The sequence below is a fragment of the Ureibacillus aquaedulcis genome (genome assembly GCF_030418165.1).
Lineage (GTDB): Bacteria > Bacillota > Bacilli > Bacillales_A > Planococcaceae > Ureibacillus > Ureibacillus aquaedulcis.
Genome location: NZ_JAUHTQ010000001.1, coordinates 66,094 through 92,919, shown reverse-complemented (window position 1 = coordinate 92,919; position 26,826 = coordinate 66,094). Strand labels below are relative to the sequence as shown.

27 protein-coding genes are annotated in these 26,826 nt (G+C 36.3%); 7 read left to right on the top strand and 20 right to left on the bottom strand.

Going from position 1 to position 26,826, the window contains the following annotated elements; translation table 11 throughout:
- Positions 1-60 precede the first annotated feature (60 nt).
- Positions 61-1,629 (top strand): ABC-F family ATP-binding cassette domain-containing protein, encoded by a 1,569-nt coding sequence (locus QYB95_RS00515; RefSeq protein ID WP_301136116.1) that lies wholly within the window; start codon positions 61-63, stop codon positions 1,627-1,629.
- A 649-nt stretch (positions 1,630-2,278) separates the two neighbouring features.
- Here QYB95_RS00515 and QYB95_RS00510 read toward each other — a convergent pair.
- Both QYB95_RS00510 and QYB95_RS00505 read right to left on the bottom strand, forming a co-directional pair.
- A complete protein-coding gene (locus tag QYB95_RS00510) occupies positions 2,279-2,542 on the bottom strand; it encodes a hypothetical protein (RefSeq protein WP_301136115.1) in 264 nt (87 codons plus the stop codon).
- A gap of 61 nt (positions 2,543-2,603) precedes the next feature.
- A complete protein-coding gene (locus QYB95_RS00505) occupies positions 2,604-2,900 on the bottom strand; it encodes a hypothetical protein (RefSeq protein ID WP_301136114.1) in 297 nt (98 codons plus the stop codon).
- Between the two features lie 327 nt (positions 2,901-3,227).
- Between QYB95_RS00505 and spx the strand changes: the two genes are divergently transcribed.
- Together spx and QYB95_RS00495 are read left to right on the top strand one after the other, a co-directional pair.
- On the top strand, positions 3,228-3,632 hold the full coding sequence (gene spx, locus QYB95_RS00500; protein WP_036198380.1) for a transcriptional regulator Spx: 405 nt from the start codon (positions 3,228-3,230) through the stop codon (positions 3,630-3,632).
- A gap of 76 nt (positions 3,633-3,708) precedes the next feature.
- The gene (locus QYB95_RS00495; protein ID WP_301136113.1) at positions 3,709-4,158 is read left to right on the top strand and encodes a MarR family winged helix-turn-helix transcriptional regulator; all 450 of its coding nucleotides are present in this window, start codon (positions 3,709-3,711) and stop codon (positions 4,156-4,158) included.
- Between the two features lie 211 nt (positions 4,159-4,369).
- Here the strand turns inward: QYB95_RS00495 and QYB95_RS00490 are convergent, their stop codons facing one another.
- The 5 genes from QYB95_RS00490 to QYB95_RS00470 all read right to left on the bottom strand — a co-directional run bounded on the left by QYB95_RS00490 (position 4,370) and on the right by QYB95_RS00470 (position 8,325).
- The gene (locus tag QYB95_RS00490) at positions 4,370-5,020 is read right to left on the bottom strand and encodes an amino acid ABC transporter permease (protein WP_301136112.1); all 651 of its coding nucleotides are present in this window, start codon (positions 5,018-5,020) and stop codon (positions 4,370-4,372) included.
- Positions 5,021-5,033: 13 nt separating this feature from the next.
- The gene (locus QYB95_RS00485; RefSeq protein WP_301136111.1) at positions 5,034-5,687 is read right to left on the bottom strand and encodes an amino acid ABC transporter permease; all 654 of its coding nucleotides are present in this window, start codon (positions 5,685-5,687) and stop codon (positions 5,034-5,036) included.
- A 173-nt stretch (positions 5,688-5,860) separates the two neighbouring features.
- Entirely contained in the window at positions 5,861-6,691 is an 831-nt protein-coding gene (locus QYB95_RS00480; RefSeq protein WP_301136110.1) for a transporter substrate-binding domain-containing protein, read from the bottom strand.
- Between the two features lie 24 nt (positions 6,692-6,715).
- The gene (locus tag QYB95_RS00475) at positions 6,716-7,444 is read right to left on the bottom strand and encodes an amino acid ABC transporter ATP-binding protein (RefSeq protein ID WP_301136109.1); all 729 of its coding nucleotides are present in this window, start codon (positions 7,442-7,444) and stop codon (positions 6,716-6,718) included.
- A 335-nt stretch (positions 7,445-7,779) separates the two neighbouring features.
- Positions 7,780-8,325 carry an RNA polymerase sigma factor gene (locus tag QYB95_RS00470; protein ID WP_301136108.1) on the bottom strand — a complete coding sequence of 182 codons (546 nt, stop codon included), beginning with the start codon at positions 8,323-8,325 and terminating at the stop codon, positions 7,780-7,782.
- Between the two features lie 256 nt (positions 8,326-8,581).
- Between QYB95_RS00470 and QYB95_RS00465 the strand changes: the two genes are divergently transcribed.
- Positions 8,582-9,967, top strand: coding sequence for a dipeptidase (locus QYB95_RS00465; protein WP_425609157.1), 1,386 nt, complete (start codon positions 8,582-8,584; stop codon positions 9,965-9,967).
- 289 nt (positions 9,968-10,256) lie between these two features.
- Positions 10,257-10,511 carry a hypothetical protein gene (locus QYB95_RS00460; protein WP_301136107.1) on the top strand — a complete coding sequence of 85 codons (255 nt, stop codon included), beginning with the start codon at positions 10,257-10,259 and terminating at the stop codon, positions 10,509-10,511.
- Between the two features lie 254 nt (positions 10,512-10,765).
- On the opposite strand, the gene QYB95_RS00455 is transcribed toward QYB95_RS00460, so the two are convergent.
- From QYB95_RS00455 to QYB95_RS00395, 13 genes are all read right to left on the bottom strand, one after another.
- Complete coding sequence (locus QYB95_RS00455) at positions 10,766-11,695, bottom strand: hydroxymethylglutaryl-CoA lyase (RefSeq protein WP_301136106.1); 930 nt, start codon at positions 11,693-11,695, stop codon at positions 10,766-10,768.
- Positions 11,696-11,718: 23 nt separating this feature from the next.
- A complete protein-coding gene (locus QYB95_RS00450; RefSeq protein WP_301136105.1) occupies positions 11,719-12,918 on the bottom strand; it encodes a CaiB/BaiF CoA transferase family protein in 1,200 nt (399 codons plus the stop codon).
- Between the two features lie 22 nt (positions 12,919-12,940).
- The gene (locus QYB95_RS00445) at positions 12,941-14,272 is read right to left on the bottom strand and encodes an MmgE/PrpD family protein (RefSeq protein ID WP_301136104.1); all 1,332 of its coding nucleotides are present in this window, start codon (positions 14,270-14,272) and stop codon (positions 12,941-12,943) included.
- Between the two features lie 22 nt (positions 14,273-14,294).
- On the bottom strand, positions 14,295-15,032 hold the full coding sequence (locus QYB95_RS00440; RefSeq protein ID WP_301136103.1) for an IclR family transcriptional regulator: 738 nt from the start codon (positions 15,030-15,032) through the stop codon (positions 14,295-14,297).
- 20 nt (positions 15,033-15,052) lie between these two features.
- Entirely contained in the window at positions 15,053-15,778 is a 726-nt protein-coding gene (locus tag QYB95_RS00435; protein WP_301136102.1) for an ABC transporter ATP-binding protein, read from the bottom strand.
- A complete protein-coding gene (locus tag QYB95_RS00430) occupies positions 15,771-16,517 on the bottom strand; it encodes an ABC transporter ATP-binding protein (protein WP_301136101.1) in 747 nt (248 codons plus the stop codon). The genes QYB95_RS00435 and QYB95_RS00430 overlap by 8 nt, the downstream gene beginning before the upstream one ends.
- Complete coding sequence (locus tag QYB95_RS00425; protein WP_301136100.1) at positions 16,498-17,487, bottom strand: branched-chain amino acid ABC transporter permease; 990 nt, start codon at positions 17,485-17,487, stop codon at positions 16,498-16,500. The genes QYB95_RS00430 and QYB95_RS00425 overlap by 20 nt, the downstream gene beginning before the upstream one ends.
- On the bottom strand, positions 17,484-18,356 hold the full coding sequence (locus QYB95_RS00420; protein WP_301136099.1) for a branched-chain amino acid ABC transporter permease: 873 nt from the start codon (positions 18,354-18,356) through the stop codon (positions 17,484-17,486). The genes QYB95_RS00425 and QYB95_RS00420 overlap by 4 nt, the downstream gene beginning before the upstream one ends.
- A 137-nt stretch (positions 18,357-18,493) precedes the next feature.
- Positions 18,494-19,729, bottom strand: coding sequence for an ABC transporter substrate-binding protein (locus QYB95_RS00415; protein WP_301136098.1), 1,236 nt, complete (start codon positions 19,727-19,729; stop codon positions 18,494-18,496).
- Between the two features lie 29 nt (positions 19,730-19,758).
- The gene (locus QYB95_RS00410) at positions 19,759-21,138 is read right to left on the bottom strand and encodes a dihydroorotase (protein ID WP_301136097.1); all 1,380 of its coding nucleotides are present in this window, start codon (positions 21,136-21,138) and stop codon (positions 19,759-19,761) included.
- The gene (locus tag QYB95_RS00405) at positions 21,139-21,849 is read right to left on the bottom strand and encodes an isochorismatase family protein (RefSeq protein ID WP_301136096.1); all 711 of its coding nucleotides are present in this window, start codon (positions 21,847-21,849) and stop codon (positions 21,139-21,141) included.
- The gene (locus tag QYB95_RS00400; RefSeq protein ID WP_301136095.1) at positions 21,842-23,230 is read right to left on the bottom strand and encodes an FAD-dependent oxidoreductase; all 1,389 of its coding nucleotides are present in this window, start codon (positions 23,228-23,230) and stop codon (positions 21,842-21,844) included. The genes QYB95_RS00405 and QYB95_RS00400 overlap by 8 nt, the downstream gene beginning before the upstream one ends.
- Positions 23,214-24,509 carry an MmgE/PrpD family protein gene (locus tag QYB95_RS00395; RefSeq protein WP_301136094.1) on the bottom strand — a complete coding sequence of 432 codons (1,296 nt, stop codon included), beginning with the start codon at positions 24,507-24,509 and terminating at the stop codon, positions 23,214-23,216. Before QYB95_RS00395 ends, QYB95_RS00400 begins: the two co-directional genes overlap by 17 nt.
- Positions 24,510-24,780: 271 nt before the next feature.
- On the opposite strand from QYB95_RS00395, the gene QYB95_RS00390 reads away from it, so the two are divergent.
- Both QYB95_RS00390 and QYB95_RS00385 read left to right on the top strand, forming a co-directional pair.
- The gene (locus tag QYB95_RS00390; RefSeq protein WP_301136093.1) at positions 24,781-26,031 is read left to right on the top strand and encodes a 3-isopropylmalate dehydratase large subunit; all 1,251 of its coding nucleotides are present in this window, start codon (positions 24,781-24,783) and stop codon (positions 26,029-26,031) included.
- Positions 26,028-26,516: a 3-isopropylmalate dehydratase small subunit gene (locus QYB95_RS00385; protein WP_301136092.1), complete on the top strand. Its 489-nt coding sequence runs from the start codon at positions 26,028-26,030 to the stop codon at positions 26,514-26,516. Before QYB95_RS00390 ends, QYB95_RS00385 begins: the two co-directional genes overlap by 4 nt.
- Positions 26,517-26,826 lie beyond the last annotated feature (310 nt).

Below are 26,826 nucleotides of genomic sequence, written 5' to 3'. Positions count from 1 at the left end.
ACAGTCGAGTTTTAATAGTAATTAACACATGATACGAATTTATTATCGGAGGAATTTGGTATGGCAATATTAACAGTAGAAAATTTAGGTCATTCCTTTGGTGATCGCACCCTTTTTAAGGATGTTTCATTCCGCCTTGTTGAAGGCGATCATATCGGATTAGTCGGAGCAAACGGTGTAGGAAAATCTACATTAATGGGGATTATTACCGGGCAAACGATTCATGACACAGGTCGTGTAGAGTGGCTTCCCGGCACACATTACGGATATTTGGACCAACATACAGTACTAACAGCGGGCCGCACAATGCGAGACGCATTACGTGATGCCTTCCTTCCTCTTTATAAAAAGGAAGAAGAACTGAATGAAATTGCAAATAAAATGGGTGACGCTACACCCGAAGAATTAGAAGAGTTGCTTGAACAAATGGCCGAAGTACAAGATGCTTTGGATGCCGGGGATTTTTACAGCCTAGATATCAAAATAGAGGAAGTTGCTCGCGGTCTTGGTTTAGATGCAATCGGTCTGGAGCGCGATGTGGCAGCTCTTTCCGGTGGTCAGCGTACAAAGGTTTTACTGGCTAAGTTATTACTTGAAAAACCAAAAGTGCTGCTACTGGATGAGCCGACAAACTATTTGGATGAAGAGCATGTTACTTGGTTGAAAAACTATCTCAAAAACTATCCACATGCATTTTTACTAATTTCACATGATACAGAGTTCATGAATGAAACTGTAGACGTTATCTTCCAGCTCGAGTTCTCTAAACTAACACGCTACACAGCAACATACGAGAAATTTCTGGAGCTTGCAGAAATTAATAAGCGTCAGCATATCGATGCTTATGAAAAACAACAAGAATTCATTAAAAAGCAAGAGGACTTCATCGCAAAAAATAAAGCCCGCTACTCTACAACGGGCCGTGCGAAATCTCGCGCCAAACAGCTGGACCGCCTAGAACGAATCGACCGTCCAGAGACAGCCGTGAAACCTGAATTCAGCTTTAAGGAAGCGCGCACTCCAAGTCGCTATGTAGTAGAAGCCGAAAACCTTGTGATCGGGTACGATAAAGAAAAGCCATTACTTCCTCCCCTTACCTTCATGATTGAGCGCGGAGAGAAAATTGCCCTTGTCGGCATGAACGGTGTCGGGAAATCGACCCTTCTAAAAACAATGCTTGGAAAAGTAAGACCACTTGATGGAAGTGTAATTCTTGGTGACTACTTGGCGCCTTCTTACTTTGAACAAGAAGTAAAAGCGGATAAAATTACACCGATTGATGATGTATGGAATGCCTTCCCGTCGATGGAACAGGCACAGGTTCGTGCAGCTTTGGCACGTGCAGGCCTGAAAACTGACCATATTACACGTCCTTTAAATTCATTATCCGGGGGCGAACAAGCAAAAGTACGCCTATGTAAACTGATGATGGATGAAACAAACTGGTTAATCTTTGACGAACCAACAAACCACTTGGATGTCGATGCAAAAGCGGAGTTAAAGCGTGCCATGAAGGAATTCAAAGGCACAATCGTCCTAGTATCGCACGAACCAGAATTCTACGAAGGCCTTGCGACAAAAGTATGGAACGTACAAGACTGGTTTACAACCGGGAAGACAGATTTATAGGATTGAATTTGATGGAAAGCGGATTGAGCTGAACTGCAGCTTGATCCGTTTTTTTATAGGTGTGTGGTTGCGGATAGGTGAACTTTTAGGTTATGATTTGCTATTTTGGTGCAGCTGAAAGGACGCTGAAAGAATTAATTTGGCTATTTTTAAAGTTTGGTCAAAAAATTATTACTAAGTGTTAAAAATTTCAGATTCGGTTATATAGTGTAGCTATATAAATTTGTTTACCGGACAAATTTATGATAATACCGGTCACTTTTTAATTTTTACCGGACACATTTCTCGATTTACCGGACATTTTTTATAGTTTACCGGAAATTTGAAGAATATCTACTTGAATCATATATTTTCGATTCCAATAACTTCCCTCACTGCTCAAGTTTAGACTTTTTAGTAACCGATAAGCTGTTTTTTCTGATTTTATCCCCATAAACTCTCTAAATTCGCTATTGCTTATCCAATCCCCCTACAGTAACCGATATTCTTGCAATGCTTCATAAAACGCATAGTCATCTACATTCCCACACCGTATGCACTCCCACTTCCCATACCTATATTGCATTAGAACACGATAGTTACATAGACTACACAAAACTCCTCTCTGCAGCTTACTTTTATCATATTTAGGTTTCCACGAATACTTTTTTCAACGAGTATTCAACTTCTCCGCAATAAAATGCATCTGACTCACATCGATTACAGACTTTGAGAACTGAGTAAACAATCGCTCAATTTTATATCTTAACCCGGTTACCTGAAATACAAGTACATCCCGGGCATTCACTTTCCCAATGATCGAGTTAGAGTTACAGAAGACTACTCCGCACACCACAGGCATTAAAATTCCGAGTTCCCTCAAGCAGCCCCTAACAAAGCCTCCGTGTCTCCTTACCTGATCAATAGGATTCATGAACCCCCCAATACTTCCATCACTCTTGTTCGAGTGCATTGATTGGTTTCATCATCAATATCTATACGACCTGAAATATTTTTTGCTTCCAACACAAAAACAAAATTAGGACAAAAACAAATATCCTATCTATCTGGTGTGTATACCCTGCCTCATTTTCAAATCTAAGTCCGTTCAATAGCACAAAAGGTGCCTGGATCTGAAAATCGAGCCATTCCCTGTCTAAACGTTGCTCCCCGTATAATCCTGACTTTTCACGCCTCAGCTTTTCCTCAAAAAACTTTGCCTCCTCTATCGGTAGGCGTCTTAACAAAGCCTCCAACATTGGAATAGATACGGGCTCTTGCCTTTTCCACATTAGGAACCCACCTCCTAACATGTATTCTACTAACTTTTTCAAAGTCTCTCAAAATACGAAATTTAACTTTTCAATATTGTTTAACCTTCAAAATGAGTGTTTCAAATTAGCAGCAAAAATTTAAATATGCAAATATTTGAAACTTTTTTTCCTTAAAGACGTATATATTTATAGAAAAACGGTTATTAATTTAATGTAACAGGCCCACTTAAAAAGATGCACTTACTATTGACTTACAATTAACTTACTGGTAAGATATTAATATAAACAAAATATCTTACCAATAAAGTTACGAAACTTTAAAATATATGAAAGCGGGGAGATTTTATGACAGTTACAATTTATACTCAATCTAGCTGTTCTTCTTCACGAAAAGCTATCAAATGGTTAAAAGAAAATGAAATTAATTTCACTGAAAAACGCATTACATCTCAACCTTTAACATTAGCAGAATTTAAAAATATTTTAAGAATGACTGAAGATGGTACTGATGAAATCATCGCAACAAATTCAAATGATTTTAAAAACTTAAATATTGATATTGAGCAATTATCAATTCAAGATCTTTATAACTTGATTCAGCAATATCCGCGTATGTTGCGCAGCCCAATTTTACTTGATGAAAAGCGTATTCAAGTTGGTTACAACGAAATGGATATTCGTAGATTCATTCCACGTAAAGTGCGTGCTTACGAGTTAAATGCAATGCAGCAAATCGCTGCACAAGGGTAATCAGCTAGGCTAGCGGAAGGAAATTTCGTAAAAGTACAACCCTGCGAAATGAATTATGTAAGTGGAGCTGAACATTATGGATAACCAACGACATGAATCCCTTTCCTCCCTTTTCGAAGTTGTCTCTTCATTGGAGCGTAAATGGGCAAATGAGTGGAACCAACAAAATATACTAGGATTTTCAAAATCTCATATTTTACTGTTAGATCTATTAGCAAAAGAAGGACCAAAGCGCCCTTCTGCGATTGCTGAACGCCTAAAAGTGACCACGGGTGGCGTTACGGTTTTAACATCAAAGCTTATTAATGGCGGCTTTATTGAAAAAACACAAAGTAATGCCGACCGCCGTGCATCACAGATCGCCATTACCCCTGAAGGCGAAAAGATTTTAAAAGAATCGCGTACACAAGTATCGGCAATGGTTAATACTATGTTCGGCATGCTGACAAATGAGGAAATTAAAACGTTACATACAATTTTTGAAAAATGTCTCGTGACTGGAAATGGGCAAATAAAAAAAGATTGAAAGCAGCATATTAATTTTCGAAATACAGTACATCAAATCGTTCAGTAAGATGCGTGAATATGCATCTTACTTTTTTGCATTTTGTTTAGTTATCGAAGTAACTTCATGGTAGAAAATCTTGATGTAAGCTAATAGATACCTAACGCGATAGTCTCTACTAAAACAGCATCTTCCATAAAAAAAGAAACTACCCATTAGGTAGTTCCCTTCATTAGCTCGTTTTTAATTCTAATCTTCTTGTTACAATCGATAAGATATAATTCACAACAAAGTACATTAATGCAACCAGAATAAAGATTGGTACAATATAATTGATACTTTGTGCATTAATTACCTGGGCGTTATGCATTAAATCTGGTAAAACAATAACCGTTGCTAGCGATGTATCCTTTAATAACGAAATAAATTGACTCACTATTGGTGGTACCATCTTCTTTAGCCCTTGTGGCAAAACAATGTGCCCAAGAGTTTGGATATATGTTAGTCCGGAAGACCGTCCTGCTTCAATCTGTCCTTTTGGTACAGAATTCAAACCACTTCGTATAATTTCAGCTAACATGGCAGACTCAAATACTGTTAATGCAATTATTGCAGATGCTTCGATACTAAACTTCACACCAATTTCCGGCAATGCGAAATAAACAAAGAATATGATTAACAGTAAAGGCAAGTTACGAATAATCTCTATGATGGCAGCTACAATTTTGGAGAGAACTGGAATATCCGCATAACGGAGAATTCCTAATATACCTCCAATTAAAAAACTCAACACAATCGAAATTGCGGCTACTTTAAGTGTAATCCAGAAACCTTCAACTAGAAACATCAAATTGTCAGGGCTATATGCTCCAATAAAATCCATTCACTTAACCCCCTTAATTACTCACTGCAAGTCTTTTTTCTAAACGATTTACGCCCAAACTTAAAGGAAGCGTAATAATTAGGTAAAAGACAGCAACAAAAATATAAACATCAAATGTTACGAATGTTCTAGAAGAAATCAAGTCTCCTTGGTACATAAGTTCTCCTGCCGCAACAATCGTTAATACTGACGAGTTTTTTACTAAATTTATAAATTGGTTTCCTAATGGCGGAATAACAATTTTAATAGCTTGAGGTAAAATGACCTGCAACATTGCTTGTGTATAAGTGAGACCTGATGATCTTGCAGCTTCCATTTGTCCCTTTGGTACTGATAAAATACCTGCACGGATCGCTTCCGCAATAAACGCTGCTGTATAAATCATTAATGCTAATGTCCCAGCAACAAAACCACTTAATCGAATCTCAAATACAGGAAGCCCTGTAAAAATGAAAAATAAGATAATTAATAGCGGAATGTTTCGAATAAACTCAACGTAAATTGTCCCAATCCAATTTAATGGTTTAATGGGAGCAATTCGAAATATCGCTAAGATAGCTCCTAATACAAAACTCCCTATAAGAGCTAGAAAACTTACATATAAAGTATTTATGAATCCTTCTAAAAACATATCAAAATTCTCAGAAAGGATAGTAAAATCAAGCATATTATCACTCCATTAAATAACCAAAATAGAAAAACTGTACAACTTCGAAACCTTAGATTGCAACATTATGAAACTCAAAATTTCCATTAGAACATTTTTAATAACAAAACGGGCAGCCACTCTTATAAAGAGTATTTCTTGACTGCCCGTCAACCAATACTTATCTTACTTAATTAGAAATTAATCCATTTGTTGTAGATCTCATCATACTTACCGTTTTCTTTTAATTCCGCAAGTGCATCATTTACAGCTTGAACAAAATCGTCGCTGCCTTTCTTCATTGCAATACCATATGGCTCATCCGTAAAGATATCCCCAACAAGTTCAAAGTTGCTATCCTCAGAAGCCATACCGTAAAGAATTGCATTATCTGTTGTTAATGTATCCCCTTGGCCAGCTTTTAAAGCCGTGAATGCTTCGGCATAGTTTTCAAACTCTAAAACTTGTGCATCTGGAGCTTTTTCACGGATATTGATTGCTGATGTAGAACCTTTAACAGCAATTACTTTTGTATCTGCAGTAATATCATCAATACTTTGGATGTCACTGCCTTTTTCAACTAGCAATGATTGTCCAGCTTCAAAGTAGACATCCGAGAAATCAACTTCTTGTTTACGTTCTTCAGTAATAGTCATCGTTGCAACAATTGCATCAATTTCACCATTGTTTAACATTGGAATACGTGTTTTAGAAGTTACTTCTTTAAACTCCACTTTAGAAGCATCTCCTAAAATAATCTCAGTAACTGCTTTTGCGATATCAACGTCAAAACCTTCGATTTCCCCAGTACTTGGGTTCTTAAGTCCAAACAACTTAGTATCGTTTTTTACACCCCAAACAATTTTATCATTTGCTTTAATTGTTTCTAGTGTTGACTCACCTTCTGAAGACGAAGACGATGAATCGCCTCCTGATTCTTCATCACTACCACCACATGCCGCTAGAGCAAATACGGATAGAATAAGTAAAAACATAAATGTGAAGAGTTTTTTACTTTTGAACATTTTAATTCCCCCTATTTCTATTTTTTAATGATTCAAAATTCGACTAAGGAATAATCGAGCACGTTCATCTTTTGGCTCATTATAAAACTCAGTCGGATCTGTATCCTCAAGTATCTGACCCTTATCTATAAAGATAATTCGATCCGCAACTTCACGGGCGAAGCCCATCTCATGCGTAACAACGACCATTGTCATTCCTTCGCGGGCAAGTGCCTTCATAACATCCAGAACTTCTCCAATCATCTCCGGGTCTAATGCCGAAGTAGGTTCATCAAACAACATAATTTCAGGGCTCATCGCAAGACCTCTGGCAATTGCAACACGCTGTTGTTGTCCCCCTGAAAGCTGGCTTGGATAAGAATTGGCCTTTTCAGGAATTCCTACCTTTTCCAAGTAATACATAGCCGTCTTTTTCGCTTCTTCTTTGGATTTGTTTAGTACCTTCACGGGTGCTAACATAATGTTTTCCAGAACTGTTTTGTTAGGGTATAAGTTAAAATGCTGGAATACCATTCCTACATTCTTTCTAAATTCGTTTATGTTAACTTTTTTATCGTTCACTACGACACCATTAACTTCTAATAGGCCTTCGGATATTGTTTCCAATCGATTTATACAACGAAGCAAGGTACTTTTGCCTGAACCAGAAGGACCGATGATAACAACTACTTCACCTTTGTTAATCTCGAGATTGATATCGTTCAAAACGTGGAAATCTCCGTAATGCTTATGTACATTTTCAAATTTAATCATTAATAAAACCCCTCACTATAAAAGTAATCTGATCACTTTTATGTATCGTCTATAAAGCAATTAACCTACTTATTCTAAGATATTTGCAGCACCTTATCTTCCTGAAACATAGTAGTAATAATCTAAATATCAACTATTTTCTGAATAATACGATTATAAGTAATTTGTCGATTTAAATCATTGCCTTTTTGATATAGGTTTCATCTAATTTTGATATATATTCCATCAAAGACATTAATAACCATACATAATAATACCTTACAATCCTAATAATTTTGAGTAAAAAAAAGGAAATCACCTATGAATTTAGGCAATTTCCTATTAGCACTATTTACTTATGCCATCACCACGTCTTGAAGTGATGAATCTGAAAGCAATATTTCTTTTAATCTGGCTTTTGCTCGGAATAAACGGGATTTTACCGTCCCGATTGAAACCTTCATTAATGTCGAAATTTCTACTAATGAATATTGATCCACATAGAAATACCATAATGTTTTTTGATAGATTCCATCCAATTCCTGCATTTTCTCCTGAACAATTTTCGTTACAACTTCTTTTTCCACTTTTTCTTCCGTAGAAATTTCATTACTGGGAACCAAATCTAAAATCGGTACGTCTAATGTTTCAGGTTGACTCATCATATATTTGCTTCTTCTTACATTCTTGCGATAGCGGTCGCGGAATGTATTCATGGTAATTGTAGTAAGCCAAGCTTTTACATGGTCAACCTTCTGTACTTGTTCTTCATTGCGCACAACTTTTACCCATACCTCTTGCATCAAATCCTCAGCTTCGGCTGTGTTGCGAGTTAATTTCAGACATAGATGATATATATAACGATTATATTCTTCGTAAATTCCATTTAAACAGCTAATCATGTTTCATTTCCTCCAATATTAAATACCTTCTGTTTACATTTTCCCAAAAAATTGTATTACACTCTATCGGATTTGCTTTCAATTACATTACATTCCTGTAAGGTTTTAGTCACAAAAGTCACCCGTGAATATTCAGAATTGTTTTCACTTTTTTATGTATCCGGCACCCTCGCTATTCAAAATTGTTTGTGTGCCTCGCACCCTTTCGGTATGCTATACTATTTCTACTATCTAATTAAATTTGAAATGAGGGTTTATGTTGAGTCAATTGCAAATATTAGATGCTTATTTTGCAGAGAATCGTGAAAAACATTTGGAAGAGCTAAGTGAGTTTCTTCGAATTCCAAGTATCAGTTCCCTCTCGGAACACAAACAAAACATCCAAACGGCTGCCGAATGGTTAGCGGATGAACTTCGAGAACTAAACATTGAAAACGTTTCAGTAGATCAAACTGCTGGTCATCCTGTTGTTTATGGTGAATGGCTGCATGCAGAAGGTAAGCCAACTATATTATTCTATGGTCATTATGATGTTCAACCAGTGGACCCTCTTCATCTTTGGGAATCGGAACCTTTCAACCCTGTAATCCGGGACAATAAACTATTTGCTCGTGGTGCTTCTGATGATAAGGGTCAAGTATTCATGCATTTAAAAATGATTGAGGCGTTATTTGCAACAGAAGGCACTCTTCCTGTAAATGTTAAATTCATTTACGAAGGTGAAGAAGAAATCGGTAGTCCTAACCTGCCCGCCTATGTAGAAGAGCACAAAACAAAACTTGCTGCAGACTTAATCTTAATTTCGGATACTGGTCTATATGCTCCGGGAAAACCTGCTGTATGCTATGGTTTACGCGGTCTTACAGGGGTTCAAATTGATGTTCGCGGGGCTAAGGGGGACCTGCACTCCGGTCTTTATGGTGGAGGTGTACAAAACGCCATCCATGCACTAGCAGACATTTTGGCTTCATTCCGCGATGAACATGGAACAATCCAAGTGGAAGGTTTCTACGACAAAGTTCTTCCATTGTCCGAGGAAGAACGTCAAGCTTATCGCGAACTTAACTTTGACGAAGCAGCATTGAAACAAGAAATTGAAGTAATTGAATTATTCGGCGAGGAAGGATTCTCGTATTTGGAACAAACATGGGCTCGCCCTACTTTAGAAATTAATGGGGTTTTCGGTGGGTTCTCCGGTGAAGGAATCAAAACCGTCCTTCCTGCTGAAGCTGGGGCAAAAATTACTTGCCGTTTAGTGCCTGACCAAGATCCAAATGAAATCGTCGAGCTACTGAAAGCACATATTGACAAGCATAAACCAAAAGGTGTAGAAGTGACGGTATCAGAGTTTGACAAAGGTGCGCCCTTCCTAACGCCATTCGATCACCCATTAATTCAAGCTGCAGGCCGTTCTTATGAGCGTATTTACAACGTTCCAACTGCTTTTACTCGCGGCGGCGGTTCGATTCCTATAGTTGCGGCATTTGATGAAATTCTTTCATTACCTGTTGTTTTAATGGGATTCGGTTTAAACAGCGAGAACTTCCATGCGCCAAATGAACACTTCCACCTGGAAAACTTCGATAAAGGTCTACGTGTTTTAGGCGATTATTTGTACGAAGTATCAAATTTAAAATTTTAATCACATATAGTTTAAACCTAAAAGTTCTTTCTCGAACTTTTAGGTTTTTTTATTGTATTGAAAATTATAGATTTCCAGCGATCCAATTCTATGTCCGATCGACAAATTTTATTTAAGTAGCTAATTTTTAATGAAAACTGTCTATTAAAACCTCTTACCTTTTTATTAAAAATATTTCATTTTTGTAACAAAAAGGAAAATTCTAAATATTTCTAGAATTCATTTAATATATACAATTTATAAGCATATCTCTAGCCATGCTATTTTTTTAAACAGGAGTGTGATTTTTATGGAAAATAGAAAGAGCCTTGTAATTCTTATGCAGCCGGTTGTGGGACTTTTACTTGTACTCATTGGAATTTATACATTCGCTGTAGGCAGCCCTGACTTATTGCCATGGGCATATATGTTAATGGGGCCTCTGTTCTTTGGAATGGGGCAATATGAAATGAAAAGACAAAGCAAGAAAAATTATAGTATTTTCTACTACTCTTTAGCAGCTGCTTCACTTTTATTTGGTTTCTACTCATTTACTGCATTCTAGTACAAAATTGAATTTTGTGAGATAGCCGATGAAATGGTTCATCGGTTTTTTATTCTCTATATAAAATGCACACCATCACTTATTTGCAATCTAAATTGACTTTCTCCAAATCTTTAATCTTCTATAATTGGAGGGTAGGTTTTATGAGTTCCACTAATAACTTGAAAATAAATTTAATATTACAAACAAAAAAATTCTACGATTTCTTTAAAATCGTAGAACTAAATATCTTCTATCTTATCTATGGGCGATCATTACTTCATTTGTCCTTCAGGAGCAATGGAAAGCTCTGAATTTTTCCCTGCCTTCACCAAGAAACTACTTGCATAGGTCGGATACTTTTGTTGCATTCCACGCGCTAACTTTAATACAGCATCTATATCTACCCCTGTTTTTATACCCATTTCTCCAAAACCATGCACAATATCCTCCGTTGCAATATTTCCTGTTGCCAACGGAACATATGGACATCCGCCTAAACCAGCGATTGAACTATCAAAATCTCTAATCCCGACTTCATAGCCTGCTACCGCATTGGCAAATGCCATTCCTCTTGTATTATGAAGATGTAAAGAAAAATTGAATTCAGGAAATTTTTCCTTTAATGTTGTGACAACATTTTTTACTGCATATGGATTGGCCATTCCTGTTGTATCTGCTAATGAAATATCTGTTATTCCAATTTCTCGGTACTTTTCACAAAGCATAATATGCCTTTCAGTTGGGACATTCCCTTCGTATGGACACCCAAATGCAACTGAAATAGATGCGGATACTTTTACACTTTCCTCTTTAGCCCGTTCAACAATCATTGGAAAATCCCTCATTGCATCAAGGGTAGTAGCATTAGCATTGTGTTTACTGTGGGAATCTGTTGCAGAAAGCATAAGCTTAACTTTATGAACTTTTGCTTCTATCGCACGCTCAAGCCCCCTTAAATTTGGAATCAATGCCCGAAAGATTACATCTTTATCACGTCTAATGCCATCTAGCACTGTTGATGCATCACTTAGTTGTGGAACTGCTTTGGGATGTACAAAGGAGGTCACTTCAATTTGTTTAAATCCACAATCTATTAAACTATTAATAATAGAAATTTTCTCTTCAGCCGGGATTTTTTCTTTTATAATTTGAAATCCATCACGCGGGCTAACTTCCGTTATGTTTACAAAATCTGAATTCATCTTTCATCCCCCTCTTCCCTCTTCTATATAACATTATTTTCACGTAACTTAATAATCTCCTCATCCTTTAACCCGACTAATTCCTTCAGAATCGTATCCGTATGCTCACCTAAATCTGGGCCAATATTACGGATTGAACCTGGCGTTTCGGAAAATTTAGGCACGATTCCCGGCATTTTTATAGATCCTAAACGGGGGTGTTCAACTTGGACAATATTTTCTCTCTCTCTATAGTGTTCATCATTAAAAATGTCTTCAATACTATAAATGGCACTAATAGGAACACCATGGTTGTCTAAATGTTGTTGCAGTTCATCTCGAGTTAAGGTTTTTACCCAATCTGCAACAATTGAATTTGTAAGGTTAAAATTCTCTAATCGCACCTTATTTGTATAAAATCGCTCATCATTTAGCATTTCTTCTTTCCCCATAGCAACCGCTAAACGTTCAAATGTTCTATCTGAGCTTGTTACTAAAACGACCCAATGACCTTCCTTTGTTTGAAACGTACCTGCCGGACTTGAATGTCCGCTTAAGCCAGGTGAGCGTTCCTTGATAAGTCCGTTTTGGTCATAATCAGCGACTAAAAACTCCATCATTCTAAATACAGACTCATAGAGTCCTATATCAACACTTTGTCCTTTACCATTCGGTATTGCATCTCTATAATAGAGCGCTGTAACTGCAGAAAAAGCTACATAAATACCAGTAATATAATCTACTAAAGAGAAAGAGGGGCTAATTGGTGGACGATCTGAATAGCCATGTAAATAAGTAAATCCACTAAATGCAGTAGCAGGAGTCCCAAAACCTGCTTTATGTGCATAAGGTCCTGTTTGCCCATACCCACTTACACGGATTAATATTATATCTGGATTTGCTTCTTTTAAAACATCATAGCCAATCCCCCATTTTTCAAGAGTACCCGGACGAAAATTTTCTATTATGATATCAGATTTTTTCACTAGCTCTTTTAAAATGCATTGCCCTTCTTCACCATGTAGATCAAGCGTCAATGACTTCTTATTCCTTGCTAGTGCAGGCCATCTTAAAGGTTCATTCCCCTTAAATGGCCCCATATTCCTTAATGAATCTCCACGATTCGGGATTTCTACTTTAATGACTTCCGCTCCAAAATCACCAAGTAAAACGGCGCCAAATGGTGCAGCAATCATTGTTGATAAATCTAGAATTCTCACTCCTGTTAAAGGACCATTGTTCATTTTCCAACCCCCATACCTCTAGTTAAGTTATATCCTGTCTATTTACAATATCGAAAATTTCCTTTACACTTTTCTCTTTTTCTAAATTTCTTACAAATTTGCTTATTTCCTGTTGAACATCTTTAGATAAAATAGTTGTTGTATTTTGTATGAATTTATTTTCAATATCTTCATAATCAAAATTCTCTTCTGGTCCACCTAAAGCATTATTTAAGCGATGTTCATATTTAGTACCATCCTTCAAGAGAATCGTAACTATGGCAGGCATAATATCCGGATAATTCTCATCTAATTTTGGATCATGTATAACCTCGATTTTTTCAGCTAAGGAACGTATTGTTGTATCTAAATATTTTTTCTCTCTAAAGATTTGGTGGTCTGATTGTTTAAGAAAATACCACGATGCAAGCGCAAATGGAATGCTAAATTTTGAAGATAATGAATTTTCTGTAATTTTATTTTCCAAAGTTGCCGCTCTTTCGTAAGTCCGTACACACACTTTTTCAATTTGGTCTGGATTGATATTATGTCTTATTACCAATTGTTGAAAAGTTTCCAATGGTACATGGGCATAACGACAGAAAGCATGTTGTTTATAATAATTTCGTTCGATTGCATAGAAATCATCATTCTCTTCCAATTGATCATCAAAAGAATATCCTAAAATATTCGAGAAAACATACTTCATATTTCCTTTCGGTGCATAGAATTTTGATTTCATTAAGTACCATGCTTTAATGCCACCTTCCAAGCTCTCACCAACATATACGTTGCGAATTCCTGAGCCTTCCAGTGCAGCTTCCCATTTTGTTGGCGAAGCAAAAGTAGAAGCAATCTCCAATACGGAATCCAGCTCTTCTACGGATGTGTTCTGCGCTATTGCATATGCAGTGGCTGCTCCCAATACTCCCCAAGTCCCATGAGCATGAAGCTCTTTCTTTAAAGAAGTAATCCTTCCAAAATACGTGGTCGCTTCGTAGGCTCTTATCAAATCTTTTAAGAATTGTTCACCACTATAGGATGGATTTTGTTGTGCATAAAGAAGGAGAACAGGCATCACATGCACAGCCGGATGCCCTTTACTCCATTGATTTCCCTCATCCAACTCTACTGCAACAGATGTCACACCTGATAAAAATGCTGCACTTAACAAATCAAAACTATACTTACTTTTTAGAAGTGCATAGTTACCTTGGTTAATTGAAGAATAATTTTCAATTAATTGCTGTTGCTCTTGTTCCCCAATTCCCATCAACATGGCACCGATTGTATCAAGGAAAACCTTTTTTGCAGATTCATATAAAGAATCTGTAAAATGAAATTCTCTTCCCAATAGTTTCTCAGCAACCGTCATCCTTTACCAATCCCCTCATATCTTACTCAAAATAGCCCAGATAATTTGAAATGGTTTTTGCAGTTTTTATTAATTCCGTTTTCAATACTGAAATACGTTCCTCAGACAACCTTTGCAGAGGTCCAGCTATTGTTAGTCCGGCTACTAAAGTTCCGTTAACTCCTAAAATTGGAGTTGCAATTGCAAACGATCCAACTATACGCTCACCTTGTGTAAAGGCGTATCCGTTTGAACGAATCTCCACAAGTTCATCTTTCAATTTCTTTATATTAATCTTTTCTTCTGATTGTATTTGCTTTAACACAATTTGCTGCTCTTCATCACTTAAAAAAGCTAAAAGTACTTTTCCTGAAGCACCTAAATATGCTTGTTTCCGCTCTCCTACCCTAACAAAACTTCGCACATCTAAAGGTGAATCAATTTTTTCTATACACACACGACTGCTTCCATCTAATATATTTAGCTCAACTGTTTCTTTTGTATCTTCCATCAATTTTTTCATCTCAGGAAGGGCTACACGACGGTAATCTAAATTGCTTTGATAGATACTCCCTAAACGGAAGAATTGATAACCTAATGCATACAAATGAGTATCATCATTTTTATGGATATATCCATGTGCTTCTAATGTATTTAATATTCTAAATACGGTACTTTTGGGCATGTTGAGTTCATCTTGAATTTCTTTAATTGATAGTTGTGTACAATCACTTGAATATAAAGAGAGTATCTCTATCATCTTTTCCATTGACTTAATCATAGTTTTCTCCTTCTAGCTAATTAAAGAGCAACCTTTTCAGTAGTAATACCAAGGTATGCGGCTTTTAAATTTTCATCATTTAATAAAACTCCCGCATCACCACTCATAACAACCTCGCCATTTTCAATCACATAACCACGATCAGCTAATTGTAATGCTTGGTTCACATTCTGCTCTACTAATAAAATTGTAACACCATTCTTTTTAATTTCTGAAATAATCTCGAAGACTTGCTTTGTTAATAATGGAGAAAGACCGATAGAAGGTTCATCTAAAATCAATAGTTTCGGTTCTGCCATTAAAGCACGGGCAATTGCCACCATTTGTTGTTGACCACCACTCATCGTTCCAGAAATTTGTTTAATTCTTTCTTTTAAAATAGGAAAGAGTTCAAAGCAATACTCTAAATTTTTCTTTAAATTTTTACGTGCACCTTTTGTATATGCGCCCATCTCTAAATTTTCAAGGACTGTCATATCAGTAAATAACTTTCTATCTTCGGGTACTTGAACTAATCCTGATTTCACAATAAATTCAGCTGATTTTTTGTTTAATAGAACATCATTAAAGTAAACTGTCCCTGAATGTATTGGGATAAGACCGGAAATTGCGCGTAAAGTAGTTGTTTTACCAGCACCATTTGTACCAAGGATACTGACAACCTCACCTTGGTTTACTTCAAAACTTAAGTTTCTTAAGATTTGTAAGTTGCCATAACCCGCATTAATATTTTCTACTTTAAGCATACTCTTTCACCTCTTTCACCTCGTCCAATTCTTCACCCAAATACGCCTCTACTACTTTAGGATCTTTTGTGACAACAGTCGGAGACCCCTCTGCAATTTTTTCACCTAGATGCATTACTACTACACGGTCTGAAAGGGCCATTACAGCCGACATTAAATGTTCAATGAAGAAAATTGTAATTCCACTATTACGAATATCTTTAATCAATTCGATGAATTCGTTTACTTCAGTAGGATTTAACCCCGACATTACTTCATCCAAAAATAAAACTTTCGGTTTCGTTGCAAGAGCTCGAGCTACTTCGACTTTCTTTTGCTCAGCAAAAGTTAGATCCTTCATCCGGTCTTGTGCTTTTTTTTCCATCCCCATATATTCTAATTGTTGCATTGCAAGTTTCGATGCTTCTTTATAGCTTCCAACTGTATTAAATGCTCCAACTATTACATTTTCCAAGAGAGTTAGGTTACCAAACGGCTGAACAATCTGAAATGTTCTGGCAACCCCTTTTTTACACATTAGCTCCGGCTTTAAACCATGAACTGCCTCACCATTTAGTAAAATTGTTCCCGTAGTTGGCTTATGAAACCCACAAATGGTATGAAATAGTGTTGTTTTACCTGCACCATTAGGGCCAATTAAACCTAATATCTCACCTTCATGTAATTCAAGGGAAACATTGTTTACTGCAACTAATCCTGAAAATTTCTTAACTACGTTTTCAAGTTTCAGTAATGTCATTCTGATTGCCCTCCTTTTTCAATCTACTAGACCGCATCTTTTCTTGAAACCATCCAACAAGTCCTTCGGGTAAGAATAAAATTACCAATACGAGAATTAATCCATAAACCATCAAGTGAATACCTGCAAACCCTCCAAAGAAATGTGAAGTTAACTCACCTAACGGTACAATAATTATTGCTCCCATAAATGGACCCAGGATTGTTCCCATACCGCCTAAAATAGCAGGTAAAATTATTGAGATAGATACATCATTGCCAAATGTCGTAGGCGGATCGATATAAAGTAAATATTGAGCATAGAATGTTCCACCAACAGACGTTAGCGCACCACTTATTGCAATTGCAATCATTTTATTTTTAAATGTTTTCACTCCTAAGGATTGGGCTGCTTCTTCATTTTCTCGAATGGCAATTAAATTAAATCCTAATCGTGATTTGCTAATTAAATATGCAACAACAGTTACAATGATTGTTAAAATTAAAATGATATAAAAGTATCCTGCACGGGACTCAAACTGGAACAACCACGGATTATCTCCTATTGGCAGTAAAATCCCCAGCGTCTTATTAAAATAATCCATGTTTTGAACGAGAATACGTAAAATTTCTGCAAATGCTAAAGTCCCCAAAGAGAAATAGGCCCCTCTTAACTTATAACGAAAAGATAGAAAACCAATTAAAAGTGCTATACCGATAGCAATTATTGCTCCAATAAACATTCCAATCCAAGGGGAGATATTATATTTTGATAAAAGAATAGCCGATGAATAGGCCCCAGTACCAAAAAATATTGCATGACCAAATGAAAACTGCCCTGCATACCCACTAAGGATATTCCAAGCTTGACTAACAAGGGCATAGTACAAGATAAGAATCGCAATATGCATAAAATATTGATTATCTGTTACGAACGGAAATAATGCAATCAGTATTAATCCAATTCCATAGAAGATATGAGATTTTTTCATCGCGTCTTACCTCCAAATAGTCCACTTGGTTTAAGCAGAAGAATTATAATGAATATTAAATATGTCATTAAATCTTTTAAACTACCTGGTAATAACACCCCACCAAATGCTTCACTAATTCCAATTAATAATCCGCCAACAAGGGCTCCAATGAAGTTCCCTAACCCACCCAAAACAACTACAACAAATCCTTTAAGTATGAAGCTTGCACCAACAGTAGGAGATGTATAGAAAAATGGTGTAATCAACGAGCCTGCAACCCCGGCTAATGCAGCGCCAAGACCAAAAGCAATATAGTTAATCTTAGTTATGTTTACGCCAACTAGTGATGCACCTTGACTATTAATTGAAGTTGCGCGAATTGCCTTCCCAATAAATGTTTTCTTTAAAAAGTAAAACAACCCTATCGCCAAGACAATCGCAAATAAAAAGGCGATTAATTTTGTCGTGTGAATGTTTAGATTAAAAAATGATAGCGAAGCAGGTAAACTATCTACAGTTACACTACGGAAATCAGGTTTAAATATTACTAATGCCAGATTCTCAATAAATAGTGTAATACCTAACGTTACTAATAATTGGTTATGATCCGGAGCACCTGCCATACGCTGCAGGATACCTCTTTGCATTGTCATTCCGATGGCAAATAATATTATTGCACTAAGCGGTAGCGATAAATATGGACTAATTCCTAATATCGCAAAACACCAATAGGATACATACATACCTAACATCATTAAGGCACCTTGAGCAAAGTTAATTATTTTCATTACACCAAAGATTAATGTTAACCCAATTGCTACTAATCCATAAATTCCACCCATAAGTGTCCCATCAATTAACGACTGAAAAAAAAGTTCAACACTCATTTCTCATACCCCCCTTTTTGGTTTATGTATAAAGGCTGTCCTACTAAAGCAACTCTATTATTAAAGGAAAGTAGATATTTATATAATCAAACCTTTAGTAATCGTCATCACTAGTAGAACAGCCTTACTTTAATTTCTCAATTTCTTGGATATACTGCTTCAGTTTCTTTATATTCTTCCGGACCTACAACTTTTGGAGCTCCATCAAAGATTTGATTCAATACAGCTTTTGCGTTAATGTTTTGACCTTTTTCATCAAACTTAATCGCATCTTGCGGCAAAATGTGTTCCTCTAAATTTGTTTCAGTTAAGGCTTTTTGAATTGCCGCACGATCTGTTGTGCCAGCACGTTCGATAGCGTCAATCAAAACAGTTGTTGCCATATAAGAATAAGCACCGTTTGGTCCTAATTCTCTTCCGTATGCCTCTTTATATCTTTCTTTCACGTCGTTCGCTAACTCACTATGCGGATTAATCGTATAGTTTACATCCATTACTAAATTATTAATAGATTGATAGTCTTTAAAGAAACTAGCATTACTAAAAGCACCATTTGCTACACCAATGATTGCTTTTGGTGCAAAGTTTGAATTTTCAATTCCTTCTACAAGCATTACACCATCACGTAGGTATGTTGTCACAATTACAGTATCTGGTTTAAGGGATGATATTTTATTAATTGTTGATGATAAGTCTGCTGTTGAAGAAGCATGAGGTAATACTTCTAAAACATCTAAGCCATAGCCATCAGCATTTTCAACAATTGCTTCAGCAATACTTGTACCAAAAACACTATCTTCATGTACAATTACCGCTGATGAAAGTTTTTCTTCAGCATTTTCATTTAGATCTTGGAAGAACTCTAAAAAATCAACAGAGAATGAACTTGCAGCAGGTTGTAAGCGGAAAGTATATTTAAAACCACGCTCAGTGATTTCATCTGCTGATCCGATATCTACAACAAAAGGAAGTCTGGCGCGTTCTGCTTCTTGAGTTGCAGGTAACGCTACACCACTAGAATAGGCCCCTACAATTCCTACAACACCTTCACGGTCAAGCTTTTGTACTTCAGATACACCCTTTTCCGGTGTACCCTCGTGATCAGCTTCTATAAGCTCCAATTTTGCTCCATCTATTGAAGAAATTCCCCCAGCAGCATTTTTATCTTCAATTGCAAGTTTTACTGCATCACGCATTTCTTGACCTTCAAGTGCTAACCCCCCACTTAATGGATGAAGTGAACCAATTTTAATCGTGTCCCCTTCTCCAGAAGCAGGACCACTGGAAGAAGTACCACCTTCACTTCCACTACAAGCCGCTAGTAGCAATACCATTGCAAACACTAAATTTATAAGAATACCCCGTTTTTTCATAAACTTTCCTCCCCCTTATTTTTTAATTCCTAAATATTCCTATAAATAAATTTCCCCCTTCCACTTTCTTTTGTTGTTTGTCCCTCTGCTACGATAATCTCTCCTCGACTGATGGTATATACCGGCCAACCACAAAGTTCAAACCCTTCATATAAGGAAAAATCACTACTTTTAGACATACTTTGCGCTTCTAATGGTTTAGTTTGTTGCAAATTCACAATTGCAAAATCTGCATCAGCCCCCACTTCAATGCGACCTTTGGAAGGTAAATTATATGACTCAGCTAAAGACAAAGACATAATGTCGGCAATGCGCTCAAGCGGAATTCCACGTTTTTTATATCCCTCAGTTAACATTAATGGCAGTAAACCACCAGCACTTGGGAAACCGAATAAAGTATCCCATGTATCACCTCTCTTTCCCAACTTTGTCTCTAAATTACATGGTACATGGTCCGTACCAATTGCATTAATTAAGCCATTTCGAATACCTTCCCAAAGTTTTTCTGCATCCTGCTTACTATGGATTGGTGGTCCAACTTTAGCTTTGATATCTACTTCATGTTGGTCATCTAGAACAAGGTAATGAGGACATGTTTCGATTTTTACATTACCTTCTGTTAACCATGCAGAATTTTCAAGAACTTCAACACTATCACCTGAAGTTAAGTGCACCACATATAAATTTCCACCATGAATTTTATTAATATATAGCGTGCTTAATAAGGATTCCGCTTCTGCATAACCTGGACTTGTCTTGGACCAAGTTTGTAATCCTTCATTTTCGCCAGAATTTTGAAGTTGCTTAGTTAAATTGCGATTAATATCCATATTTTCGCAATGAACTGCTAATAATAGCTTAGGTGAAATTTCATTTAATCGCTGTAAAATACGACCTAAATCGTAAGTTGATAAATCAATGCCATTTGTAATCTTGAACTTATCATTCAGTTGACGCTCATAGTTACGGAAGAACTTAAACGAAGTAATCCCTTCATTATTTACTAATTCCTCCAATTCATCCAAATGCTGTTCCGTCAAAATCCCTAAACTGTAAGAAAAATCAATATAACTCCATCTTTCAATATCTTCTTTTATTGTTGGGAACCATTCTAAGTAACTAACTGGTTGTCTATCAAAGTTAACAATAGTCGTAATACCAGCTAACGCATGTTGTTTTGTATCTAAAAAGTCATCTTCAATACTGTTATAAATCCCCAAATGTTGGTGGGCATCAATAATTCCAGGAAAAACATGAAGTCCCTGCGCGTCGATTACTTCTTGAGCATCAACTTGTTCATCCGATCCATAAATCCCTACGACTTTTTCATCTTTAATCCCAATATTTACTCTTTGTACGCCAACACGTGGAAATACAACTTCACCGTTTTTAATTAATAAATCCAGCATTTACTTCACCTCTTCTTTTTGCGTATTTCCGATTTCATTAAAGTAATGAAAAATGTTATCCGATGGTACTACATCACAATATTTCATCCATAAGTCTAAAAGAGCTGCTTTATGTGATAACTCGATACGGTCAAATACTGCGTCTTCTATAACCGCTACATTAAAGTTATGTGTAACAGCATCTACTGCCGTTGCTCGAACGCAACCACTTGTTGAACCTCCAACAATGACCAAAGAATCAATTTTTAATTTCACGAGATAGCTAATTAGCGGAGTACCAAAAAAAGCACTCGCATAACTTTTATCTACAACAATATCTCGCTCAGTTGGCGCTAAACACTCTAGAATATCAGAAGCAGGATTCCCATCTAGATATTTTGTTTGATCACGTTTTGCCTTGGTAGAAAATGAATCAAATTGAATCGTTTTCTTTTGAACATTTCGTGTATAAAGAACTGGTATATTATTTTCAACTGCTGATTCTTTTAATTTTTCAATCTTGCGGATTCCTTTCCATGCAATATCTCCTCCGCCACTTGGCCACTCATCCAATTGCTCTGCTATTGGTTTATCTGCGCCAATATAGTTGTATTGTGCATCAATAATTACCAATAGTGGATTTTTTCCTAATCCCCTGCTTTGCCCATAACCGCCTTTTTCGATTACAATTTTATCTGTTGCAGTTAATGAAGAATCCCAGACTCTAGTCATTAATAACTTCCTCCTTGTTAGCTACTAAATTACTAATAATATTTAAACCCGCAATTCGACCAAACCCTAGAGCTGCAAGTAAACCATTACCTGACATATAACCATAAGCATGATTACCCGATACACCCACTGCACTGCCACCAACAGCGTATAGGTTAGGGATTTCTTCCCCCTCGGTATTTATTACTTGTGCATTTGTATTAATAGAAAGCCCGCCTTGCGTATGGAATAATGCTGGACTTACTTTTATTGCATAATATGGAGCACGAAGCTTTTCTCCAAATGAATTTCGGCCAAATATATCAGCAACACCTTCTGTTTGATTTAAATAAGTATCCATCGTATTTGATAAAGTGTTTGGATTTACTTGAATTAGCTGAGCAAGTTCTTTAATTGTATTTGCTTTCTTGTAAGCCTCCATTTCATTAATCTGCTTGTAATCTTCAATAGATAGCAATTTGTTATGAATATTTTGATCATAAACAATATATCCTTTTTGCCCCTCTTGTTTTAAAACTTCTTTAGCAAACTCTGAGTAACCTTGAGCTTCATTTGCGAATCGTTGACCTTGCAAGTTAATATAAAATCCGCCCATCATAATGGTCCCCCAAGTTACAAGTAATCCTGTCTGTTCATTGACTGCAGCATGCCCTTGATAGGCAGTCAGACTAGATGTCATTGCTCCAATCTTTATCCCAGCTTGAATTCCCTCTCCCTCATTGGCTTCATATCCAAAGTATAAGGCGTCTGCAATTTCAGGAATGTACTGATTAACCATTTCTTTATTACCTCCGAATCCATTCGTTGCAATAACAACTGCCCTTCCCTTTATACATTGTTCACCGTCGGGAGTTTTCACTTTTATACCTAGTACTTTCTCTCCATCCGTTATTAACTCATTAAAAGTCGAGTTTAATAGCAAATAAATATTTTCATGTTCTAGAATTCTTTTTTTCAACTTCTTCATAAGTTCTAATCCAGATCTGCTTGGAGGTGCATGCATTCGAAAAGAGGAATGTCCTGGATATTTAAACTCGGTAACAACAGACATTTCTATCTTCAAATCATCATTCATCCACTCGACTAGCGGACCAGAGATAGAAGCAAGTGCTTGTACTTGTTTTGCATTACTTTCAAAATGATTTTTCTTTAAAATATCATTTGTCATAATGTCTATTGAATCTGCTATCTGTAGATCTTTTTGAAATCTTGTTCCACAAGCTGGAATCATACCAGCACTTGCAGCTGTATTCCCTAATAGAAAGTCGGTTTTTTCAAAGAGAGCCACATCCAATCCTTCTTGTGCAACAGTTAGAGCTGTAATGGCTCCACCGCCTCCTGCTCCTACAACGATTACATCAACCTCAGCATCCCATTCCATTGGTTTCCCTCCTCAATAAAAATTCAAGATCCGACATGTTATTCTCTCTGTGTAGATTTAAAATAAAATCCTTTAGGAAAGAGACCTCTATATTTGAAAATATCGTCGATGCATTAGATTCAAATTTATCGATGACCAATTTATCTAGATTATCTGTATTGCCATCACCCAATGCCGTCGATAGTTCACTTTCAAGCTCAATGCCTTTATGAGTAGTTAACCTAATTTTAGTAGCCCTAATTTTTGGTAAGAGTAAGTTAAACTCCTCGCTATCATGTACATGGACATTTTTTGAAAATTGATTTATTAAGTCATGTGCTACGTTGATTCTTTTATTCAATAAAATAGTTTTAGAGATGGCATATGGAATAGAAAACTTACCTGCAAACTCATTTTCACAATATTGGCTATCCAAAATTGCAGCACTTCTATAAGTGTAAACATCGATTCTCTTTATATCAGACAGTTTTAGATTTTGATTATCTTGTAAAATCTTTAAAATACCATCTATTGGTCCATGGCAAAATCTGCAGAAATCGTAAATTTTAAAGTAACTCATTTCTAGATAGTTATATGAAAAGTCGGTGTTGAATTTTTCTATATCAAACTTAGTACCTAATATATCTTTATACAAAATTTCGATGCTTTTATCTGACCCTTCATATCCAGCCTCAATGATTTTGGATAGTAGACTAAGGGTTAAATTATTAAAACCAATTAATAGATTTCGAACTTCTTTTCCTTCAAAAACTGAATCCCATAATGTTGGAAATGCGAACTGACTTGCCAAAAATACAGCATTTAATATTTTAGATTGTTCCTTCCACTGAAAAAGCTTTGCAATTGCAAACGCTCCACCTATCATTCCCCAATTAGCATGTGGATGTATTCCTGGTTTCAACTGAATAATTTCGCCAATCCGAGCACTGATCTCATACCCGACAATAAAAGCCTCAAGTAAGTTCTTAGTAGAGACATTATGATGTATGGCTAGATTGATTAGAGCCGGTGTAAAGTGACATGCTGGATGACCTTTGGCAAGAACATTCCCCTCGTCCAGTTCATTCGAAACAAGGAGTGTTCCATCAATAAAACTTTTGAATAAGATGGTTGGTTCTTCATCGTGGTGTGTATAGAGATGTTGTAATTTAGTACTGTTTTGAGCATTCAACATTAAACCCAAACTATCTAAAATTAGTAATTTCGCTTTGGAGATAATTTCTTCCGGTGTCTTCTCGAGGTTAAAGGAATTATAATACTTGATTAAATGATCATACACTTCACGATCCCCCATTCCGGTTTCACATTGCGGAACATGTTTACAATTAATTCATATAAATACAATAATTCGGGTAAAGCAATTTTTCAACTCTTTTTTTCTGATTTTTTTAAATATTTTAAAGAATAAAAAAATAAATCAGCCTAACTTAAGGTCCTTATAACTGAAAATTTAAAAAATTTAAATTGACAAAAGTCAATTATCGCTTTAAATTCATAATAACAACATTTTAGAAACACGTTTCATATAGTGGAACAAAGGAGGTATTTTTTTGGGACAAACAATTGTTGAAAAAATTGTTTCAACTCATGCCGGGAAGTGTGTACACGCTGGAGATCTAACTGTGGTGGATGTAGATTTTTTAATGGCTTCTGATACAACCGCACCATTAGCAATTAATGCATTTAAAAACATGGGTGGGCAGAGAATTTTTGACCCTACTAAAATGGCCCTTGTTATAGACCATGCTTCCCCTGCACCTAACCAACGCATTGCATCATTACATGATTTAATGCGAGAATTTGCAAATGAACAAGGAATCAAGTTATACGATGTAGGTGACGGTATTTGCCACCAATTGATGATAGAAAATAGACATGCAAGACCAGGTCAACTTGTTTTGGGTGCTGATTCTCACACTTGTACTTATGGAGCAATTGGAACTTTCTCAACTGGTGTTGGATCTACAGATCTCGCAGGCGCTATGCTAACAGGGAGAACTTGGCTTAAGGTTCCGGAAACTATTCTCATAAAAATTAACGGCTCCTTACCAAAAGGTGTCTCTGCTAAAGATCTTGTCTTACATGTTGTTGGAATAATTGGCATCCAAGGTGCCACCTACGATGCTATAGAATATACCGGGACTACAATGGAAGATTTAAGCCTTGATAGTAGAATGACAATCGCAAGTATGTCTATTGAGATGGGAGCAAAAGCAGGCTTTATTCATACAAAAGGATTATCCCTTCCTTACGAATTTGAACATGTTTTACCTGATTCAGATGCAACCTATAAACAAATCATTGACATAGATGCATCTACAGTTACTAGTCAAGTAGCCGTACCTCATTCACCAGATAATGTTGTTTCCATTGAAAATCTAAACGAAATTATCATTCACCAAGCATTTATAGGAAGTTGTACTAATGGTAGATTAGAAGATTTGCATGCAGCAGCTGAAATTCTAAAAGATAAACGAGTTCATCCAAATGTGCGGTTAATTATTGCTCCAGCTTCTAGAAAAGTCTTTCTAGATGCTTTACAAGACGGAACCGTTGAAACACTTACCAAAGCTGGTGCAACATTCTTACCTTCTGGATGCGGACCATGTGTTGGAACTCATCTAGGTATCCCAGGCAATAATGAAGTAATTGTTTCATCGACCAATCGTAATTTCCTGGGGCGAATGGGTAATCGAAACTCGGATATATACTTAGGCTCCCCTGCTTTTGTTGCCGCTGCCGCGTTAAGGGGGAAAATCACAAATCCACAAAAGCTTTTGGAAGGAGTGTGTGGTTCATGAAGATAATCGGAAAAGCTCATGTTTACGGTGACAATATTGATACAGATCGTATTATCCCTGGTAAATACACGAAAACATTAGATATGCAATCTTTAGCAGAACATGTCTTAGAAGATTTGGATCCTGAATTTAGCAAAAAAGTACAACAAGGCGATATTGTCGTGGCTGGTGAGAATTTTGGTTGTGGCTCTTCTCGTGAACAAGCACCTCTTGCTTTAAAAACTGCTGGCGTTTCATTAATAATTGCCAAATCCTTTGCCCGCATTTTCTTTAGAAATGCAATCAATATTGGATTACCAATTATTGAAGTAAAGGATTATAATATTCAACTTGAAGATACTGTTGAGGTAGATTTAATAACTGGTAAAGTAGAAGTCAATGGTAACACATATTTTGGTACAAAAATGCCGGATGTAATGGTGGATATATTAAATGAAAACGGTCTTGTAAACTATTTATCTAAACATAAACAATATAATTTATAAAAACTTTAACATTCCTTATCCCTCCCTATTGTCAAAAATATACACACGAGAACGTATGTCGTCATGTAATCAACTAACTCACATGAAAAACAACTATATAACCTCCAAAATTTCAAGTATGTTACCGCCTGATCCAATACGTTAATTCATTGGATTTCTAACATTACCTGTACTACTCTTCCAACGGAAACCTGGCTTTAATTAAAAATAGACAGTAAAAAGCACCGTGCTACGAGCACGGTGCTTTTTGGACTGACCTTTTAAAAGCATTTTTTATATATAAACATAGGGGAGGTTATATATCTTGTCG